The following is a 19,525-nucleotide window of genomic DNA, read 5'->3' as shown; positions in this document are numbered from 1 at the left end:
GTTCACCCTCTACACGAACGGCCGCGCCTGATTTCGACATCCGCATTTCGACATCCGCCGGAAACCAGGTCTGGGACAACCTTGCCGCCGTACGACTGTCGCCGGGCCGCCGGGCTTGCTGTACTGGAACCATGGCAAGCCATGTCGTCCAGGGGCGCGGGGTCGAGACGCCGGTGGAGGTACGCGACGCCTCGGTGTGCCTCGCCGCCTACCTGGTGCGGGCCGACGCCGCCCGCGCGGTCCTCGCGTACTCCGGGATGGACGTCACCGAGGTCCTGCCGGGCAAGGCCCTGTGCTCGCTGGTGTTCGTCCGCTATCACGACTCCGACCTGGGCTCCTACAACGAGTTCGGGGTGACCTTCCTCGTACGGCCGGCCGACGCGGGCCCCCCGCCGAGGCGCGGGCCGCTGGCCGGGCTGAAGGACCTGCGCGGGGCGGGCACGGGCGCCTTCGTCCACTGGCTCCCGGTCGACCAGGGTTTCACGCTGGAGGCCGGAAGGACCATCTGGGGCTTCCCCAAGGAACTCGCCGACGTCGACCTGCGGCTCGGCTCGCCGTACAAGCGGTGCCTGCTGCGCAAGGACGGGCGGATGGTCGTCGACCTGCTGCTCAGGCCCGGTGTTCCGGCGACGCCCGTGCCGCTGCTCGGCGAGACCCTTCCCGTGCCGGACGCCTACGCCCACCTGGACGGAGTCACCCGCCGCATCCCCTGGACGGCCCGTGCCCGGGGCGTCCGCTGGCGGCCGGGCGGCGCGCTCATCCGCCTCGGCAACCACCCGATCGCCAAGGAGCTGAGCGAGCTCGGCCTGCCCCGGCGGGCCCTGATGACGGCCACCGCCGAGCGCGTGTCGATGGCCTTCGAGGAGCCGGGACGCGCGTGACGCCGTGCTCCCGGCGCCCTCACCCGCCCTGGCGCCGGTCGTCCGCCTCGGCCTGTGGTACCTCGCCCCCGCGTAACTGATCATGGCCGCAGGTGCAGCGGTCCCTCCCCGAGGAGGCACCGGCCTGCCCGGGACGGGCGTCCGCGGACACCGGCAGGGCGGCCGCCAGCCGGTCGACCTTCTCGCTCAGCGCCCTGATCTCGTTCATGACCACGATGTGCTGCTCCAGTTCCAGCTCCTGGTCCTCCTTCCACCGCTGGGCGTTGACCTCGGCCTCCATCGCGGAAACGATCACACCGATGAGCAGGTTGAGCACGAAGAACGCCGTGATCACGATGAACGTGGCGAAGAAGATCCACGCCAGCGGCTCCTTCGCCATCACGTCCTCGGCCACCTGCGGCCAGTTCTCGACCGTGAGCACCGTGAACATGGTGAACAGCGATCGCCCGAGATCCCCGAAGTACTGCGGGGCCGCCTCGCGGAAGAGCTGTTCGCCGATCACGGACGCCGTGTAGAGCGACAGCAGCAGGAGGACCACGGCCGAGGCCAGCCCCGGAAGCGCGGCGAACAGCGCCGAAACGACCCGGCGCATGCCCGGCACCACGGAGATCAGCCGCAGTACGCGCAGGAACCGGAAGAGCCTCAGGATCGACACCGACTCCGAGGCCGGCACGAGGGCCATGCCGACGATGATCAGGTCGAACCAGCTCCACGGGTCACGGAAGAACGCCTTGCCGTGGACGACGATCCGCAGGATGATCTCGACGACGAAAACGGCGAGGATGACCCGGTCGATCACGAGGAAGGTCGTGGCGTGGCCGTCGGCCAGCTCGGGTGACGTCTCCAGCCCGAGCGCGATCCCGTTCAGCGCGATGACGGCGATGACCGCACGTTGGAAGACCTGTGAGTCGACGAAGACGCGGAGCCGTTCGCGATGGAAAACGGGCAATCCCACACCCCTGAAGATCAGGCAGCAAACGCCCGAAATCTTACAGTTTGGGGCTGACTATGTTTTCCGCAGGGCATCGACAGCCTGCCACCTCACGCGGCCCCGGCCAGGGCGCGCCGCCGGACGCCGACACCGACGTCCGTGGTCAGTGCACCTAGACGATGGGCGGACGGCCGAGGCGGAGCATGCGCCAGGCGGTGCGCCAAGCCATGGGACGGCGCTCGCCGGCCGGCTCGCGCAGCCCTTCGAAGAAGCCGCGGAACCACGCCTTGATCGCGGGCATCGAGCGCTCGCGTACGAGCGTGAGCACGACCCAGTTGAGCAGGTAGAGCAGCGCGAGCGGCCACGGCAGGTTGCGCCGGGCCAGCCACACCCGGTTGCGGGCGTTCAGCCGGTAGAAGTCCGTGTGCCGGGACGGCAGCACCAGCGGGTGGTACATCACCGTCTCGGCGTCGTACTCGATCCGGTAACCCTCGCCCAGCAGCCGCCAGGCGAGGTCGGTCTCCTCGTGGGCGTAGAAGAACTTCTCCGGCAACCCGCCCACCTGCAGGAACGCCGACTTGCGAATGGCACAGGCGCCGCCGAGGAAGGTCGTCACCGGGGAGGACCGCTCGGGGTCGCCGGCCCGCAGCCGGGGCACGTGCCGCCGCTGCACCGAACCGCCCTCGGGGTCCATCACCCGGAAGCTGATCACCGCGAGGTCGGGCTCGTGCGTGAACCGCTCCCGGACGTGCGCGGCGACCTTGGCGTTGGCGTACCAGCCGTCGTCGTCGAGGAACAGGACGATGTCGCCGGAGCACTCCTGCACGCCGCGGTTGCGGCCCTCGGGGATGCCCGCGTTGCGCTCCAGCCGCACGGTCTTGATCGTGGCGGCGGTGCCGGCGAGCGGCTGGGCGGTCAGCCGCGGCACGTCCGCGCCGTTACCGACGATGACCACCTCGATGTCGCCGTCGGTCTGGGTGAGCGCGGACTCCACCGCCCGGTCGAGCTCGGCGATCCTGTTGCCCATGGTGAGGATGACACAGGAGATTTTCACCGCGTCACTGCCTCGACATGGGGCGCACTACACACGACTTCATGATCACCGAGTCTGTATGGCCGGGCAATCCGGGATCTGCCTGGTTTACCGTGGGACAAGGGTATCGGAACTGCCAACAAACCCCTACCCAACCGCGAATGTACGGCTGATCGGCATGCCATGCGGGAAACGACACGCTCATGAGAGCCGCCGGGACGCGAGGATGCTGACCAGGTGCAGCAGGAGCTGGACTCCCGCGATGACGACGCAGGCGACCACGAGGATCCGCGTGGCGGAGAACCAGTTGTCGAGCACCGCCGCGACCACGACGATCAGCGACAGCTCGACGGCCTGGATCACCCGGTGGAACCGCAGCGCCGCGGCGAACCTGCGGGCCAGCGCGAGCCGGGGCGAGGTGAACTGCTGCGCCGCCGCCTCGCTGGTCGCCACCAGGCCCGACCGGGCGCGGGCGACATCGACCAGGTCGGTCTCCGACTTGATCAGGATCGCGCCGAGCGCCGCCGCCACGCCCATGACCGTGTACCAGTCGGGCAGCGTCTCGGAGGCACGGAAGCCCAGCCCGATCAGCAGCGCCGCCTCGGCGAAGTAGTGCCCGACCCGGTCGAGGTAGACCCCGGTGATCGAGGTGCGGCCGGTCCACCGGGCCAGCTCCCCGTCGGAGCAGTCGAGCAGCAGGTAGACCTGGATGAGCAGGGCCGCGCCCAGCGCCGCCCAGAAGCCGGGGAGGGCCAGCACGGCGCCCGCCGCCACCCCGCACACGATCATCAGGCCGGTGACCTGGTTCGGCGAGATGGGGGTCTTGGCCAGCAGCCAGGTGGCGTAGATGGACAGGCGCCGCATGTACAGCAGGCCTGCCCAGTGCTCGCCGCTGCGGCGGTCCATGGTGGTCTGCGGCTGGGCGACCGCGCGGAGCTCAGCGACCGACGGCGCGGACATAGTCCTCAACTCTCCCCCGGACCTCGTGCTCCGACAGCCGGAGGTGCTCAAGGATGGTGTAGCGGCCGGGCCGGGTGCTGGGGGCCAGCATCACCGCGGCCGCGAACTGGTCGGTCGTGAGGCCGACGTCGCCGGGTACGACGGGCAGGCCGTGCCGCCTGAGGCAGCCGGTCACCTGGTCGAGCCGGTGCGCGTCCTCGCGGAGGAAGAAGCAGAACGCCGCGCCGATGCCCGCCAGCTCACCGTGATTGGAAGTGCCGGGGAAAAGCTGATCCACGGCATGAAGGATCTCATGGTCGCCACCACTCGCCGGACGGCTTGACCCCGCGATGACCATCGACATCCCCGACAGGATCAGCGCCTCGGCGAGCACGGTCAGGAACGCGTCCGACTCGATCGTGTCCTGCCGGCCGAGCACGGCCTCGGCGGCCGTGCGCGACATGGAGATGGCCAGCCCGTCTATGGGCTCGCCCCGCTCGGTGCCGCCGAGCTGCCAGTCGTCGATGGCCGACAGGTTGCTGAGCACGTCGCCGATCCCGGACCGTACGAGTGCGGGCGGGGCGTCGTGGACGAACTCGAGGTCCACCATGATCGCGAGCGGCATGGGCACGCCGAACGAGCCCTTGCCGCCCTCGTACACGAGGGAGGCCACCGGCGAGCAGATGCCGTCGTGCGAGAGGTTGGTGGCCACGGCGACCATGGGGATGCCGGCGAGCGACGCGGCGTACTTGGTCGCGTCGATCGTCCTGCCGCCGCCGACGCCGACCACCGCCTCGTAGTTGCCCTTGCGCAGGTCCGCGCCGAGGGACACGGCCGCGTCCACGGTGCCGTCCGCCACCCGGAGCACCTTGGCCTCACCCAGCGACGGCGCGATGACCTCCGCGATGCGGTCGCCCTGCCCGACGCCGACCGCGACCGCGACCCGGCCGGAGGTGGCCACCCTGCTGTCGGCGAGCAGGGTGCCGAGCTGCGCGATCGCGCCCCGCCGCACCTCCATCGTGAGAGGCGCGGGGAGCATCCTTGCCAGAATCGGCATGCGAACTCCTCAGAAGACCGCGGAAATCAGTAACGGCACGCGATCTCACGGGCCTTCGCGAGGTCGTCGTGGTTGTCCACCTCGACCCACTCGACCTTGCCGATCGGCGCGACGGCGATCTTCTCGCCGCGCTCGACCATCTCCTGGTAGCCGTCCTCGTAGTAGAGCTGCGGGTCGCGCTCGAAGGTGGCCTTCAGCGCGTCGGCCAGCCGCTCGGCCGCGGCCGGCCGGATCAGCGTGGCGCCGATGTACTCGCCGTACGCCTCGGCGGGGTCCATCAGCTTGGTGATCCGCTTCAGCCGGCCGTCCTCCAGCGTGACCTTCATCTCCTCGTCCGCCAGCGACTTCACGTCGTCGACGGCGAGCAGGATGTCGGAGGTGTTCTCGGCGGCCAGCAGGGTCCGCTCCACCGACACGGGGTGGACGGTGTCGCCGTTCACCAGCAGCGCGCCCTGCGAGAAGTAGTCGCGGGCGCACCACAGCGAGTAGGCGTTGTTCCACTCCTCGGCCTTGTCGTTGTGGACAAGCGTCAGCTTCACCCCGTGGCGCCGCTCCAGGTCGGCCTGCCGTTCCCGGACGGCCTGGGCCTGGTAGCCCACGATGACCACGACCTCGCGGAGGTCCACGGCCGCCAGGTTACGCAGGGCGATGTCGAGGATCGTCGTCTCACCGTCGACCGGCACCAGCGCCTTCGGCAGCGTGTCGGTGTACGGCCGCAGGCGACGTCCGGCTCCGGCGGCCAGCACCATTCCGAGCAATTTCCCGCACTCCTTGAGGTCGAGCGTCAGACAGTAACCCCAAAGGTTAGTTGGCTCGGCACCCCGCTTGGGTAATCCACCGTTGGTCTGACGTTAATCAGCGGGTGCCGGTTCCACGGCCTCGTCCGGCGTCCGGGGGGCGGCGAGCCAGCATGTCAGGCTCTCCCAGCCGAACAGACCCCAGAGATAGAGCGCGAGCAGCACGAAAACGGCGGTCATCACGTCGAGCAGGCCGCCGAGGGCGACGACGAGCATCCGGCCGTCCCAGCCCAGCCCGGCCGTCGCCAGCCACGGCGGCGGATACACGTGCTGGCGCACCCGGTAGACGGTGTCGTAGTGGTGGAAGGCCATCGCGCCGAGCAGCGCGACGACGAGCACGGGCGGAACGGAACGGGCGAACCCGGCCGAGGCGATGAAGCCGTATTCGGTCAGCCGCAGGATCGGAGGCGCCAGCCAGTCGAGCCGGCCGTCGTGCCGGTGGGCGCTGCCCGCCCCGGCCAGCAGCAGGGCCACCGCCGGGGCGAAGACCGCGAAGTCGTCGGCACCGGCGATGCCCAGCACCAGCAGCACGGCGGTCACGAAGGCCCCCGCGATCGCGGGCGGCAGCGGCGGGAGCTGCCCGGCGACGAGCAGCCCCATCGCCTTCGACAGCGGGCCGTCGTCCCGGTAGGCCACCACGACGCTGCGCGGCACCGGGATCATGTGCACGGCGATCGCGCCGCGGCTCTTCCGGTCGGTCTCGTGCGGGCGACGGCTCATGCCACCTCCTCGCCTTCGGCCCGGAGCCTACGCTCGCTCATGCGAAGGACCTCGCCATCCGCCCGGCGGCCGTGTAGGCCAGCGCCACCGTGCCCCAGCCCAGCAGCGCGAGGAACGTCACCCGCGCGTCGAACAGCGCGGCCGTGACCGAGATCAGCGCCATCCGCTCTCCGATCGGCAGCACGATCATCTTCTTGGCCCAGTAGGCCACGCGCTTCGCGCCGCTCAGCGCGTCGAGCCGCCGCGACAGCGCCAGCACCGATCCGGTGCCCTTGGCGGCCGCCGCCGCGGGCGCCTCGTCCCACGGCACGGCCATCGACCGCGGAGCGGCCGCCCGCCGGCCCGCCGCCCTGGCCCGGTCGGCCACCGCTCCCGCGTAGGAGAAGTCGACCATGTGGCGGATCGTCTGCAGGACCATCGCGGCCACGGCCAGGGCCCAGATCTCCCACGCCTTGTCCGGCAGGGTGGCGTATCCGGCCGCCAGCCCCACGTACACCAGGTATTCCTTGAGCCGGTCGCAGATCGCGTCGAGCCAGCCCCCGAGGGGGGAGAACCGGCGCGTGTACCGGGCGAGCTGGCCGTCCAGGCAGTCGAGCACGAACGACAGGTAGAGCGCGACGGCGCCGACCACGAGCCCCGCCCGGTTGCCGTCGGAGAACCAGATCGCGGCGATGGCGGCGAACCCGACCGAGATGCCGGTGACCGTGTTCGGGGTCAGGCCGAGGCGGGCGGCCGGGCGGATGAGGTGCCGCGACCACGAGCTGACGCAGTGGGTGGTGAAGAAGCCGTCGCCGCTCTTCACGGCGGCGCCGAGCCTGGCCTGCGCCTCGTCGACGTCGGCGAGTTCGCGCACCGCGCGCTCGGCGGCCGGGCGGGTGCCGGCTCTCCCGCAGTGCAGGGTGCCCAGGGCGACCGCGTGCACCTGGACGCCGGCCCGTACCAGGCCGGTGAGCAGCAGCTCGGGCACCTCGCCGTCGCCGACCCGCCCGAGATGGCGGCGCTGGGCCAGGTCGGCCAGGTCCTCGGCGATGTCGGCCAGTCCGGCGAGGTGGGACTCCCCCACCTGCAGGACGCCGCGGAAGGTGCCGTTGGCCCACTCGACCTCGTGGAAGGACGTGCCCGCCGACACGACGCGGCCCCACTCGGTCCGTACGGGCGGACGCAGCGGGGCCGGGTCGCCGCTGGCGACGATCGCGCCGGTCGGGCGCGCGGGATGGCCGAGCAGCAGCGACAGCGCCTCGGTGTGCGCGACCACGTCGGCCGCCAGCACGGCGACCGGGGAGGTCGAGGCGCGGGCTGTCTTGGCCACGATCCGCAGGTCCTCGGCGAGCCCGTCGCTGACGCAGATCTGGTGCCGCGGGCCGCTCTCCGCGCCCTTCTCCCAGCCTCCTGCCTGGGCGTCCTGGCTCCGCACCACGACCAGCACCTCGCGGACCGGGAGCGTGAGGAGCTGGGCGGTGAGCCGCTCCAGGAGGCTGCCCTCGGACCGGGCGCCGTCGGACCAGGGCAGCCCGGCGGCCGGCGAGGTCGCGAGGACGACCGCCACCGTCTCTGTGTCCCGTGACGTACCGGGCTTGCTCGGATCCGCCCCCATATGGAAACCCGTTTCACGTTGACCGCACGTGCTCACCTCGCAAAGTAACCGAGTGATCACTAGGTGGCAATCACCTTCTCCGGCTTCCGGCACGGGTATGGTCTCCTCCGGGGAGGACATCATGATCGCCGAATCGCGTCTGCGCAGGGTGGGGGTGGTGCTGGCCGGCGGCGTCGGCCAGCGCGTGGGCCTCAACACCCCGAAACAGCTTCTGAAGATCGCCGGGAAGACGATCCTGGAGCACACCCTCGACGTGTTCGACGGCCATCCGGAGATCGACGAGGTCGTCGTCCTGATGGCCCCCGGCTTCGTCGCCGAGGCCGAGGAGCTCGTCAGGAGGAACGGCTACACCAAGGTCGGCAGGGTGCTCGAAGGAGGCGCGAGCCGCACCGAGACGACCTGGCGGGCACTGCACGCGCTGGGCGAGCAGGAGTGCGACGTGCTGCTGCACGACGCGGTGCGGCCGCTGATCGAGCCGCGCATCATCAGCGAGTGCGTGGCCGCCCTCGAACGCTACGAGGCGGTCGAGGTGGCGATCCCGTCCTCCGACACGATCGTGGTGGCCGCGCCCGGCCCGCGCGGCGACATCATCCGCGACATCCCCGACCGCTCGCGCCTGCGCCGCGGGCAGACCCCGCAGTGCTTCCGGCTGTCGGTGATCCGGGCGGCGTACGAGCGCGCCCTGGCCGACCCCGAGTTCCCCTCGTTGCCCACGACGGACGACTGCGGCGTCGTGCTGCGGTACCTGCCCGATGTGCCGATCTACATCGTGCCCGGCAGCGAGCACAACATGAAGGTCACCCATCCGGTCGACGTCTTCATCGCCGACAAGCTCTTCCAGCTCGCCGAGAACACGGCGCCCGCCCTGGACGAGGAGGCCTACCGGGCCGGGCTCGCGGGCCGCACGCTCGTGGTCTTCGGCGGCAGCTACGGCATCGGGGCGGACATCGTCGCGCTGGCCAGGGACTACGGCGCGAGCGTCCACTCGTTCTCCCGCAGCCAGAACGGCGTGCGCGTCGAGGACGTCGCCGCCGTGGAGGACGCGCTCGCCCGGGTCTACGCCCAGACCGGCCGGATCGACTACGTCGTCAACACGGCGGGCGTGCTGCACATGGGCAAGCTCGGCGAGTCCGGGCAGCACACGATCGAGGAGACCATCGGGGTGAACTACCTCGGACCGGTCAACATCGCCCGCGCGTCCGTGAAATACCTGATGGAGACCCGCGGCCACCTGCTGCTCTACACCTCCTCGTCCTACACCCGGGGCCGGGCCGACTACAGCCTCTACTCCTCCACGAAGGCCGCCGTCGTCAACCTCACCCAGGCGCTCGCCGACGAGTGGGCCTGCCAGGGTGTCCGCGTCAACTGCGTCAACCCCGAGCGCACCGCCACCCCCATGCGGCTGCGCGCGTTCGGCGACGAACCCGCCGGAACGCTTCTCTCCCCCGCCGCCGTCGCCCGCACCAGCCTCGACGTGCTGCTGTCCCGCCTCACGGGACAGGTCGTGGACGTACGGCTCAGCCGATGACCGCAACCATCTACGGAGGGACGAGCGCTCGCCCATGGGGGGAATCATCAGGGGGCGCAGGGCCCCGAACGCACTGGTCAGGCTGGTCCGGCGGCCGGCGCTGAGAGGCATGGCCGGTGGGCGCAGGAGCGCGTTCACCGCGATCACGCTCGCGTCGTACCCGGCCATGCTCGCGGCCGCCGTGTGGCCGCTGCCCGCGACCTTCGCGGTGCTCGTGCCGCTGTCGTACGCCGCGGAGATCGCGCTGCCCGGCCGGGCGGCGGGGACGCTGAGCCGGGCCCATCTCGGGGCCACGGTCCGCTTCCTGTCGCGTGAGACGGCCGTCGTCGTGCTGCTGGCGCGGCTGGCCCCGGGGCGGCCGTGGTGGTTCGCGGCGTTCGCGGCCGGGCTGTTCCTGTTCCACGGTCTGCGGGCGGTGCAGACGTGGCTCGCCGAGCACGTCGACCGCCGGCACAACCAGATGCCGGTCGTGACCCGCAACATCGACCTGCCCGCGCTGCGGGTTTCGCCCGCGCCGTCCCGCGCGCTGCTCACCTGGCGGGGCGCCAGGCTGCTCTACCTGGACGCGCTCGCGGTCGTGCCGGCCGCGGCCGGGGCGTCGGCGGGCCTGGGCTGGACGGGCGCGGCGGGCGCCGCCGCGGCCCTGGCGCTGGAGGTCGTCGCGGTGGCCGCGCTGCTGACGCACGCGCGGCGGGCCAGGCACCTGGGCGACCGGCGCCGGGTCCTCGCGGTCGTGGACGACTGGGTCGCCGCCTACCGGCCCGAGGTCGTCATGTACTTCTCCGGGCCGGTCACGGCGGCCTACCAGGCCACGATGTGGCTCGGGACGCTGGAGCGCATCACGCCGAGGACGCTGGTGGTGCTGCGCGAGCGGGCGCTGGTCACGGCCCTCGGGCCGACGACGCTGCCGGTGGTGTGCGTCCCCGCCTCCGTCGACCTCATGAACTTCCGCGCGCTCGACGGCGTGCGGGTCGCGCTGTTCCCCGCCAACGTCGGCAACAACATCCACATGCTCAGGGTGGCGGGCGTGCGGAGCGTGTTCATCGGCCACGGCGACAGCGACAAGGAGGCGTCCTTCAACCCGTACACGAAGGTGTACGACGAGGTCTGGGTGGCCGGGCCCGCCGGGCGGGACCGCTACCTGCGTGCCCAGGTGGGCGTGCGGGACGAGGCCGTCGAGGAGGTCGGCCGCCCCCAGCTCGCCGGGGTGCGGCGGACCAGTCCGTACGCCGAGGGGGCGGCGCCGTACCGGACCGTCCTGTACGCGCCCACCTGGGAGGGCTGGAGCGACGACCTGTTCCACAGCTCGCTGGTCGCCATGGGCCCCGCGATCGTGCGCGCCCTGCTGGACCGGCCGGTGCGGGTGATCTACAAGCCGCACCCGCTGACCGGCCACCGCTCGCCGGCCGCCCGCGCGGCGCACCGGAAGATCATGACTCTGCTGCACGAGAGCACCGGCATGCCGCACCTCGTCGTGACCGGCCGCGAGCTGTCGCTGTACGAGTGCTTCAACGAGGCGGACGTGCTGATCTCGGACATCTCCAGCGTGGTGTCGGACTTCGTGGCCAGCGGCAAGCCGTACGTCGTGGCCAACGTGGCGGGCCTGCCGGAGGACCGGTTCCGCGAGCGCTACCCGGCCGCGGGGGCGGCGTACCTGCTCGGGGCCGACCTGGCCGAGCTGCCGGACATCCTGCGCCGTCTCGACGCCCCGGGAGGCGACGACATGGCCGCCGCCCGGCGGGCCCTGCGCGCCTACCTGCTCGGCGCCGACCATCCGGACCCGCTGGCCCGCTTCGAGGAGGCCGTACGGCGTGCCGCCGCCCGGGCCGAGGCGCGCGCCCGCTCCCTCGGCCTCGAAGCCCTCGCCCCTGCCGCCCGCGACTGAAATACTGGCCGCGTCAACTCAGCGTATCGACGCGGACACGAAGGGATACGCCCATGGTCGCGATCTCACGCAAACCCCACGGTCCCGCTCTGGCACCCGTACCCGAGCGGCCGCTGCCCGGCACTCCCCGTGAGCTGTTCGATTCGCTGCCCCCACTTCCGGGTCTGCGGACCGAGATCATCGACGGGAGACTGATAGTGAGCCCCGTGGGCACCCCCGAACACGGCCAAGCCGCCATGCGCCTGTTCCGCGCGTTCATTCCCCTCATGGACGAGCGCGACTGGCGCGCCTGGGCGGGCAACGTGGACGTGTGCATCGACGGCAGCCGGGACCCGGTCGAGCCGGACTTCGTCCTCGCCCCCAGGGACTGCCCGCGCTGGGGGGAACGTGAGCTGCTGTCCTCGGGGCTGATGCTGGTCGCCGAGGTGGTGTCGAAGGGCAGCCGGGAGGACGACCGCGTCAAGAAGCCGGCGATCTACGCCGGAGGCGGGGTCCCGGTGTTTCTCCTCGTGGACCCGCTGACGAAGCCGGCCTCGGTCACGGTCTACAGCGACCCCAAGGAGGGTCAGTACCAGGTGACCTCGACGGTGCCGTTCGGGCGGGAGATCCACGTCCCCCACCCGATCGGCTTCACGCTGGACACCTCAGTCTTCGAAGAGGTCCTCTAGACTCGCCCGTTCGGGCTTGGGACGTGGCTTGCTGAGCTTCGGGGGGCTGGTCAGGAAGCCCGTCCCCCACGAGACGTGCATGGTGGCGTACACCAGCGGCAGGCGTAAGAGCGCGGCGCCGGACAGTCCGCGGCCGGTGAGGACCGAGCCCGCGAGGATCGCCGCGAGGTAGCCGCCGGGGATCAGCAGGCCGGGCCAGAAGAACGGCGAGACCACCAGTCCCAGCGCCATCGCCGCCACCGCGGCGGGCGGGGCGAGGTAGCGCAGGTTGATCGTGCCCTGGTGGGTGCGGGAGACGACCCGCCGCCAGCGGCCGTAGTGGAAGTACTGCTTGGCCAGGGCGCGCACGTTGGGCCGGGGACGGTAGGTGACGCGCATCCTCGGCTGGAACCACACCAGCCCGCCGGTCTCCCGGATGCGGTGGTTCATCTCCCAGTCCTGCGCGCGCAGGAAGTGCTCGTCGTAGCCGCCCACCCGGTCGAGGGCGCTGCGGCGGAAGACGCCCAGATAGACGGTGTCGGCCGGGCCGGCCTCCCCGCCCGTGTGGAACCGCGCGTTGCCCACGCCGATCTTCGAGGTCATGGCGCAGGCCACCGCGTGCTCGAACGGCGTGATCCCCTCGGCGGCCATGATGCCGCCGACGTTGTCGGCCCCGGTCTGCTCCAGCGTCTCCACGGCCGTACGGAGGTAGTCGCGGGGCAGGATGGCGTGCCCGTCGACCCGCGCGACGACGGGGTTGCGGGACGCGGCGATGGCGGCGTTCAACGCGTTGGGGGTGCGGCCGGTGGGGTTCGGCACGACGACGACGCGGGGGTCCGCGGCCGCGATCGCGTCGGCCACCTCCTGCGTGCGGTCGTGGGAGGGACCCACGCTGATGACGACCTCGAGCGGGCCCTCGTAGTCCTGTTCGAGAACCTGCCGCACGGCGTCGCGCAGGTGCCGCTCCTCGTTCAGTACCGGCATGATCACCGAGATCGGTGGCCAGTTCCGCGCGGGATTCTGGCTCGACTGTCGCGAGTCGGGAAAGGGCTTCATGGCGGCGCTCACGCTACTGTACGGAGGGGTGGAGAAGGCAACCGGAGGACGGGAATGCCCGGCGACGATGGGGAGGACTCCGGCGTCCGCGTAGGGGGCGACGGGTACGGCGGGGTGAGGCTGACGGCGCAACGCGCCCGCCAGCGGAGGTCGAACCTCCGATCCCTGGTCATTTCGGGCTCGCTGTCCGGAGCAGTGCTGATCGGTTCCGGCGTCACGTGGCTGGCGCAGAACTACGCGTTCAACCAGATCGAGTCGGTGGAAGCGGGCACGAGCGACGCCGGGTCCCGGGGCGCGATGAACATCCTGCTCGTGGGCGTGGACCGGCGCGACAACCTGAGCAGGCGCCAGCAGAACCAGCTCCATCTCGGCCGCGACGTCGGCGAGCGCACCGACACGATGATGGTGATCCACCTGTCGGAGGACCACAGCAAGGTCACCGTCGTCAGCCTGCCGCGGGACACCTGGACGACGGTTCCCGGCAAGGGCGAGCACAAGATCAACGCGGCGTACCAGTTCGGCGGCGCCAAGCTGGCGGTCAAGACGGTGGAGCAGGCGACGGGGCTGCGCATCAACCACTACATCGAGGTCAACGTGCTCGGGTTCATCGGCGTGGTGGAGTCGCTGGGCGGGGTGACCGTCTGCACGCCGGTGACCATCGACGACCCGAAGACCAAGCTGAACCTGCAGCCGGGGACGTACACGCTGGACGGCGTCAACGCGCTCGCCTACGCCCGCACGAGGGCCACCGCGCGCTCCGACCTCGACCGCATCGACCGGCAGCAGCAGGTCATCTCCGCGCTGCTCAACAAGGCGCTCAGCGGCGGCACGCTGGCCAATCCGATCAGGCTCAAGGGGTTCCTCGACTCCACCTTCAGGACGATCAAGGTGGACCCGGACCTGCAGAAGAACCTGCTCGGCATGGTCGACCAGTTCAAGGCCGTCTCGACCGACGACGTGTCGTTCGCGACCGTGCCGCTGGCCGACGTGAACTACCAGGCGCCGACGGGCGAGTCGGCGGTGCTGTGGGACAAGGCCGCCGCCCGCGAACTGTTCCGGCGGATCGACGCCGACCAGGCCCTCGTCAAGCCGTCGGCGAAGGCCTCGGTGTCTCCTTCGGGCAGCCCCGCGGCCTCGGCGACCCCCACGACCTCGCCGACGGCGCTCACGATCCCGCCCGCCCGGATCTCGGTCAAGGTGCTCAACGGGACGTCCGTCACCGGCCTCGGCGCGACCACGAAGGCCCGCCTCGTCGAAGCGGGCTTCATGGTGCCCTCGACGCCCGGCAACACGGCCCGGCGCGACTTCGCCACCACCGTCATCCGCTACCCGCCCGGCCGCGAGGACTCGGCGCGTACGGTGGCCGCCGCCATCCCGGGCGCGGAGTTGCGCGAGCAACCGGACGTGACCGGCATCGAGGTCGTCGTGGGCCAGCGGAACCACGACGTGAAGAAGGTGACCGTGGCCGCGCCGGAGGGCTCCGCGACGCCTGCGGCGCCCACGCCGCAGGCGACCCCCACCGCCCGCACCGCCACGCAGAACATCTGCAAGAAGTGACCGCCCGGGGCGACCGGACGTCCCGCCTGGCGTGGGGCGTGCGGAACCGCCGTACGGCGGGGATGCGGCCGAAGCCGAGGCCGGCCTGAGCGACCGGGCTTCAGCTGCCGTAGATCTCGTCGAGGCCGATGAGACGGAGGCGGTCGTCCGAGGCGGCCGAGGCCCGCAAGTCGGCTGTGAAGCCGGAACCGCCGTAGCAGGCCAGGACCGTGTCGCGGGTGTCGTAGCCCTTGGCGGCGAGGAGGTCGCGGGCCCGGGTGAGCCGCCCCACGTGGTGGTGGCTCATCGTCTCCCCCCACTTCGCCTCCCCCAGGGACAACAGCCTGCCCGCCCGGTCTCCATCAGGGGGAGAGAAGACCGCCACATCGATCTCTATCTGGGTGCGGTTCTCCGGGTCGTTCACCGTGCCCGCGCCCACTGTGGCGGGGAAACCCCCGAACACTTCTTCGCCGACGCCCATGGCGTAGTCGCGGCACAGAGCCTCGAAATGCGGGCCCACGATTTGGGCCAGGAAGGTCTCACGCACCGACCCCCACACCGTCTCGCCGCGGTACGCCTCCAGCTCCGGCCAGCGCCGCCGCATCACACCCTCGTAGAAGGTGATCAGGGGCTCGACGATGCGGTAGCGGGAACGGCCCTGGCGGAAGACGTCCGGCTCACGGGCGATCAGCGCGCAGTCCTCGAGGACGTTGAGCGGATGGGTGATCTGATCCGACCTGCGGCCTATGTAACTCGCGATGCCACCGTTCGTGGTGTTTCCACTGGCGATGGCGGCCAGCACCGAGTGGTACAGCGCCGGATCGCGAATATCCGATTCCTCCGCGAGGAGATACCGGGCCTCACGGAAGAGAGGCTTCTGCGGGTTGAGAACGCTCCTGACCACCCAGGAATCGAAATCCGCCAGGCCGGCGGGCGTGTCACCTTGTGTGAACTCATACCGGTACGCGGGAGTGCCCCCGACGATCGAGTGCACGAGCACGGCCAGGCGCGGGTCCGTCAGCCCCCAGAACCGCGCGGCGTCGCGGTAGCCGAAGGGTCGGACGACCAGTTCGAGCCCGGCCCGCCCCCGCAGCGGTGCCTGCCCCGCGAGCAGCCCGCCCATGACCGCCATCGCGGAGCCACAGAGGATCAGTCGGGCGGAGCTGTCCCGCCCGCTGCCGCCCGGGCCGAGTTCACGCTGGACGATGGAGGGGAGGCTCGGCGTGACTCTGGACAGGAAGGGAAACTCGTCCACGACCACCAGGGTCGGCCGGCTTCGGAACGTGTGGAACAGCTCCGCGATCGCGTCGTTCCAATCGCGGAATGGACGCTCCGGCACCTCCCGCGTATGCCGTACGAGCGCGTCCGCGAAGAGCCGGAGCGACTCCGCCTCCGTGGCCTCCGTGGCGGCGAAGTACATGCCACCGGTCTCCTCCGCCAGAGCCTGCAGGAGGAAGCTTTTTCCCTGCCTACGGCGTCCGCTGACGATTCCGAGCGTGGCCCCGCTCATCGCACCCGCCGACGCGAAGGAGGCGAGCCCCTGCCACTCCCGCACTCGGTCGAACATCCGCTCGGGCTTGGGAATCACGGGCACCTCCTTCACAGAAGTGTAGTTCACGGAACCGTACTTCTGTGGGAAGCCCGACGCCCCGGCCGACCTGGTGCGCGGGGACGTGTCAGCGCCGCCAGTGCCCGATGAGCCATGCGCAGATCTCCGGCTCGGTCATCTCGGGAAACTCTTCGGCGAGCGTGGCGAGCGCGCGCAGCGCCTCGTCCCGGTCCATGCCTCGCGCCGCCGCTTCCCTGAGATATTCCTGGCGCGCGGCGGTGGGGCGCCCGCCACCGGTACCGCGGCCCGGCAGGCCGTTGCGCCACTCCGTGATCTCCGTCAGCCGGTCGGGGCGCCAGCCGGGAGTCCCGTCGACCTCGACATCGGGCTCGGGGAACGGGTGCGCCGAGTCGGCGGGGTAGCGCGAGCGCCACTTGTGCACCGCGTGCCGGCTCACGCCCAGCGCCTCGCCGATGCCGAGAACGCCGAGGTACCGCTCGGTCATGGTTGCACCAACTCTGTCTGTACGGCCTCCTCCGCGGGTCTCATTACTACCACGCCCGTCCCGGGTCGATGTCCGGCGCGCGGGCGGGGCTTCACCCGTGAGACGGACGCTCGACCGGCGGGGGCTCTCCCGGCAGGCGGAGGGTGCGATGGACCATCTGGTGCAGGTGCCTGCGGAAGTGCCACAGCGCTCCGGGATGGTCGTGGCCGTAACGCCGGCCCGACCGGTCGTACACGCCGCTCTGCACGAAGCTGTGGACGCACCAGATGACCGAGCTGATCATGTAGTCCACGTCCACGTCCGGGGCGGTCACCAGGGGAGCGACGCTGTCGCTCACGAACTGCGCCGCCGGCGCGGCGTACATCGACTCCAGCTCGGGGACGTCGCTGGCGTCGGAGAGCCATCTGAAGGTGTAGAGCGCCGGATACTCCGGCTGCCGGCAGCAGAAGTCGATGTATCGGTCGAGGAGCGCGTGCAAGGCGGCGATCCTGCGTTCTGGCGGTGCGCTGACGAGGTCCTTGACGCCCTTCTCCAGGACGGCGTTGTGATAGCGGTTCATGCGATCCATGACCGCGAGATAGAGCGTCCGCTTGTCGCCGAACTGCCGCCTGATCATGGTCACGTCGACGCCCGCGGCGTCGGCGATCTGCCGCATGTCCGTACCGTCGTAGCCCAGCCCGGCGAACAGGCGGGTCGCCACCCGGATGATGAGGTCGGACAGGCCCCCGTCGCCCGTACCCGTCATGCGGTAGTCGGTTCCCGCACGGCCCTCCGCTAATCACGCGCACGGCCTTCGTGAGAACGGGAACCCGCCTTACTTCCTGCGGCGTCCGGGACTGTTCCGGACGCTCCCGCACCTTGTGGGAGCCCATGCGGGCGGCGATCTTCGTTGTGCTTTCCTCAGACGCTCCTCCCGAGACGCCTACGGAGGTCCTTTCGTGCATCGATCATCCGGCTGGGAACCGCCGTCCGCCCCCTCGGGCCTGCGGAGGGCGGGATGAGCCTCCGGTTCCGGTTGCTGGGCCCGATCGAGGTCAGGAGGAACGGCAGGCCGGTCCCGCTCGGCTCGCCCAAGCAGCGCGCCCTGCTGACCGCGCTGCTGCTCGAACCCGACCGGGTCGTGTCGATCGACCGGCTGGTCATGGCCATGTGGGACGAGGAGCCGCCCCGCTCCGCCGTCGCCAACGTCCGCACCTACGTCAACCGGCTGCGATCCGCGCTGGGAGACGGCGACCGGCTGACGGCCCGGCCGCCGGGCTACGTCCTCGCCGTGCGGGCCGGCGAGCTCGACGTGACCGAGTTCGCCGACGCCCTGCGCCAGGGCAGGCAGGCGCTGTCCGCCGGGCGGCCGGAGGCGGCGCTGCGGCACCTGTCGGCGGCCCTCACGTGCTGGCGGGGCGCACCGGCCGAGGACGTGCCCAGGACGGCGGCGCTCGGCCCGCGCCTGGACGCGCTCGCCGAGCAGCGCTGCCTGGCCCTGGAGGCGCGGGCCGAGGCCCGCCTCAGGCTGGGCGAGCACGCCGACGCGGTGCCGGAGCTCCGTGAGATGGTGGCCGCCCACCCCACCAGGGAGCGGCTGTGGGGCACCCTCATGCTCGCGTTGTACCGCAGCGGAGACTCGGCGGCGGCGTTGTCCGCCTATGGGCGGGCGCGCACGTTCCTGGCGGAGGAGCTGGGCGTCGAGCCCGGGCCGGAGCTGGCCGGGCTGCACCGGAGCATACTCAACCGGGACGCCGCGCTCTTGGCGATCCCCGTTACTCCCGCCCGCGATCGGTCCCACCCGTCGCCCGCGCCCAAGGCGGCGCCGGCCGCGGGTCCGGGATGTCTCGTGGGCCGGGACCCGGAGCTGGAAGAGCTCGTGGCCGCGATCGCCGCCTCTCCCCCGCGGCCCGTCGGCGTACACGGTCCTGCGGGAGTGGGGAAGTCGGCCCTGGCCCTGCGTGCCGTCCGGGCGGCGGCGCCGGATTTTCCCGGTGGTGTGCTCCATGTCGACCTGCGGTCCCTTCCCAGGCCCGGCGCGTACGAGACGCTGGCGCGGCTGCTGAGCCTGCTGGGGCTGCCGGGCGACCGGATCGCCCCGGACCTCGACGACGCGGTGCTGCAGTTCAGGACCGCCACGGAGGCCAAGCGTGTGCTGGTCCTCGTCGACAACGCGACCGGCGAAGGGCAGCTGCGTCCCTTGATCGGCGCCTGTCCCGGCTGCCAGTTCGTGGTCACCAGCAGGGCGGTGCTCGCGGCGCTCGACGATGTCGTCCACCTGCCGCTCGCTCCCCTCACCGACGACGCGGCGTACGAGCTGCTGTCCGGGCTCTGCGGCCGGGACCGGGTCGACCCCGAGCAGGTGCGGAGAGTGGCCCGGCTTTGCGACAACCTGCCGCTCGCGCTGCGGATCGCGGGCAAGCGACTGGCCGTGCGGCGGGAGTGGACGCTGGCGGCGTTCGCCGACATGCTGGCCGACGAGGAGCACCGGCTCGACCTGCTGACCTGCGGTGACCTTTCCGTGCGGGGCGCCCTCGACCTCGACTACCAGGCCCTGCGGCAGTGCGAGGGGACGGCGGACGGCTGCGCGCTCGCCCTGTTCCACCGGCTCGGCGAGCGAGGCGTGGCCGACTGCCGGTCGGCGATCGCGGCAGAGCTCCTCGGGTGCGACCGGCGTACGGCGTGGGCGGCGCTCGGCAGGCTGGCCGATCTCCGCCTGATGAAACCGGTGGCCCCCGACCACTACCGGATGAACGATCTCACCCGCCTGTACGCCAGGGAAATCGCCTCGGCCTCGGAAAAACGAGGAATCCGGTGAAAGAGAAAATGCGAGGGCGGAGCGCCCCCAGTGTGATGGGGCGCTGTGCGATGGGGCGCTCCGCCGTGCT

At 71.3% G+C, this 19,525-nt stretch carries 17 protein-coding genes; 6 read left to right on the top strand and 11 right to left on the bottom strand.

The features are described from left to right. The first annotated feature begins 131 nt into the window (after positions 1–131). Complete coding sequence (locus HHX41_RS12455) at positions 132–881, top strand: acetoacetate decarboxylase family protein (protein ID WP_169986234.1); 750 nt, start codon at positions 132–134, stop codon at positions 879–881. 19 nt (positions 882–900) lie between these two features. Here the strand turns inward: HHX41_RS12455 and HHX41_RS12450 are convergent, their stop codons facing one another. The 7 genes from HHX41_RS12450 to HHX41_RS12420 all read right to left on the bottom strand — a co-directional run bounded on the left by HHX41_RS12450 (position 901) and on the right by HHX41_RS12420 (position 7,904). Then, the gene (locus HHX41_RS12450) at positions 901–1,836 is read right to left on the bottom strand and encodes an ion transporter (RefSeq protein ID WP_310741946.1); all 936 of its coding nucleotides are present in this window, start codon (positions 1,834–1,836) and stop codon (positions 901–903) included. Between the two features lie 148 nt (positions 1,837–1,984). Next, a complete protein-coding gene (locus HHX41_RS12445) occupies positions 1,985–2,866 on the bottom strand; it encodes a glycosyltransferase (protein ID WP_182906073.1) in 882 nt (293 codons plus the stop codon). 180 nt (positions 2,867–3,046) lie between these two features. Beyond that, a complete protein-coding gene (locus HHX41_RS12440; RefSeq protein WP_182906072.1) occupies positions 3,047–3,805 on the bottom strand; it encodes a CDP-alcohol phosphatidyltransferase family protein in 759 nt (252 codons plus the stop codon). Continuing rightward, entirely contained in the window at positions 3,783–4,823 is a 1,041-nt protein-coding gene (locus HHX41_RS12435) for an iron-containing alcohol dehydrogenase family protein (RefSeq protein WP_169986317.1), read from the bottom strand. The genes HHX41_RS12440 and HHX41_RS12435 overlap by 23 nt, the downstream gene beginning before the upstream one ends. A gap of 44 nt (positions 4,824–4,867) precedes the next feature. Next, the gene (locus tag HHX41_RS12430) at positions 4,868–5,599 is read right to left on the bottom strand and encodes a sugar phosphate nucleotidyltransferase (protein ID WP_169986226.1); all 732 of its coding nucleotides are present in this window, start codon (positions 5,597–5,599) and stop codon (positions 4,868–4,870) included. Between the two features lie 93 nt (positions 5,600–5,692). After that, positions 5,693–6,358 (bottom strand): DUF5941 domain-containing protein, encoded by a 666-nt coding sequence (locus tag HHX41_RS12425; RefSeq protein ID WP_169986224.1) that lies wholly within the window; start codon positions 6,356–6,358, stop codon positions 5,693–5,695. Positions 6,359–6,395: 37 nt separating this feature from the next. Then, positions 6,396–7,904: a CDP-alcohol phosphatidyltransferase family protein gene (locus HHX41_RS12420; protein WP_310741945.1), complete on the bottom strand. Its 1,509-nt coding sequence runs from the start codon at positions 7,902–7,904 to the stop codon at positions 6,396–6,398. 169 nt (positions 7,905–8,073) lie between these two features. On the opposite strand from HHX41_RS12420, the gene HHX41_RS12415 reads away from it, so the two are divergent. From HHX41_RS12415 to HHX41_RS12405, 3 genes are read left to right on the top strand one after another with little or no spacing between them, the layout of a single operon-like run. Then, positions 8,074–9,480 carry a bifunctional cytidylyltransferase/SDR family oxidoreductase gene (locus HHX41_RS12415; RefSeq protein ID WP_182906070.1) on the top strand — a complete coding sequence of 469 codons (1,407 nt, stop codon included), beginning with the start codon at positions 8,074–8,076 and terminating at the stop codon, positions 9,478–9,480. Positions 9,481–9,514: 34 nt separating this feature from the next. Next, a complete protein-coding gene (locus HHX41_RS41705; RefSeq protein WP_310741944.1) occupies positions 9,515–11,365 on the top strand; it encodes a CDP-glycerol glycerophosphotransferase family protein in 1,851 nt (616 codons plus the stop codon). 53 nt (positions 11,366–11,418) lie between these two features. Continuing rightward, on the top strand, positions 11,419–12,033 hold the full coding sequence (locus tag HHX41_RS12405) for a Uma2 family endonuclease (protein ID WP_182906069.1): 615 nt from the start codon (positions 11,419–11,421) through the stop codon (positions 12,031–12,033). Here the strand turns inward: HHX41_RS12405 and HHX41_RS12400 are convergent. Further along, the gene (locus HHX41_RS12400; protein WP_169986313.1) at positions 12,010–13,068 is read right to left on the bottom strand and encodes a glycosyltransferase family 2 protein; all 1,059 of its coding nucleotides are present in this window, start codon (positions 13,066–13,068) and stop codon (positions 12,010–12,012) included. The two genes, HHX41_RS12405 and HHX41_RS12400, sit on opposite strands and share 24 nt — an antisense overlap. A 54-nt stretch (positions 13,069–13,122) precedes the next feature. Between HHX41_RS12400 and HHX41_RS12395 the strand changes: the two genes are divergently transcribed. Continuing rightward, the gene (locus HHX41_RS12395) at positions 13,123–14,625 is read left to right on the top strand and encodes an LCP family protein (RefSeq protein WP_182906068.1); all 1,503 of its coding nucleotides are present in this window, start codon (positions 13,123–13,125) and stop codon (positions 14,623–14,625) included. Between the two features lie 100 nt (positions 14,626–14,725). On the opposite strand, the gene HHX41_RS12390 is transcribed toward HHX41_RS12395, so the two are convergent. The 3 genes from HHX41_RS12390 to HHX41_RS12380 all read right to left on the bottom strand — a co-directional run bounded on the left by HHX41_RS12390 (position 14,726) and on the right by HHX41_RS12380 (position 17,403). Then, entirely contained in the window at positions 14,726–16,192 is a 1,467-nt protein-coding gene (locus HHX41_RS12390) for an ATP-binding protein (protein WP_310741943.1), read from the bottom strand. Positions 16,193–16,280: 88 nt separating this feature from the next. Next, the gene (locus tag HHX41_RS12385) at positions 16,281–16,658 is read right to left on the bottom strand and encodes a hypothetical protein (protein ID WP_169986205.1); all 378 of its coding nucleotides are present in this window, start codon (positions 16,656–16,658) and stop codon (positions 16,281–16,283) included. Positions 16,659–16,749: 91 nt separating this feature from the next. Beyond that, positions 16,750–17,403 carry a TetR/AcrR family transcriptional regulator gene (locus tag HHX41_RS12380; protein ID WP_182906067.1) on the bottom strand — a complete coding sequence of 218 codons (654 nt, stop codon included), beginning with the start codon at positions 17,401–17,403 and terminating at the stop codon, positions 16,750–16,752. A 252-nt stretch (positions 17,404–17,655) separates the two neighbouring features. On the opposite strand from HHX41_RS12380, the gene HHX41_RS12375 reads away from it, so the two are divergent. Further along, positions 17,656–19,455, top strand: a complete 1,800-nt coding sequence (locus HHX41_RS12375) for a BTAD domain-containing putative transcriptional regulator (RefSeq protein WP_182906066.1) — start codon at positions 17,656–17,658, stop codon at positions 19,453–19,455. Positions 19,456–19,525: the final 70 nt, after the last annotated feature.

The sequence above is a fragment of the Microbispora sp. H13382 genome, assembly GCF_014161445.1.
GTDB lineage: Bacteria > Actinomycetota > Actinomycetes > Streptosporangiales > Streptosporangiaceae > Microbispora.
This window is presented reverse-complemented; position numbering and strand designations above follow the sequence as displayed.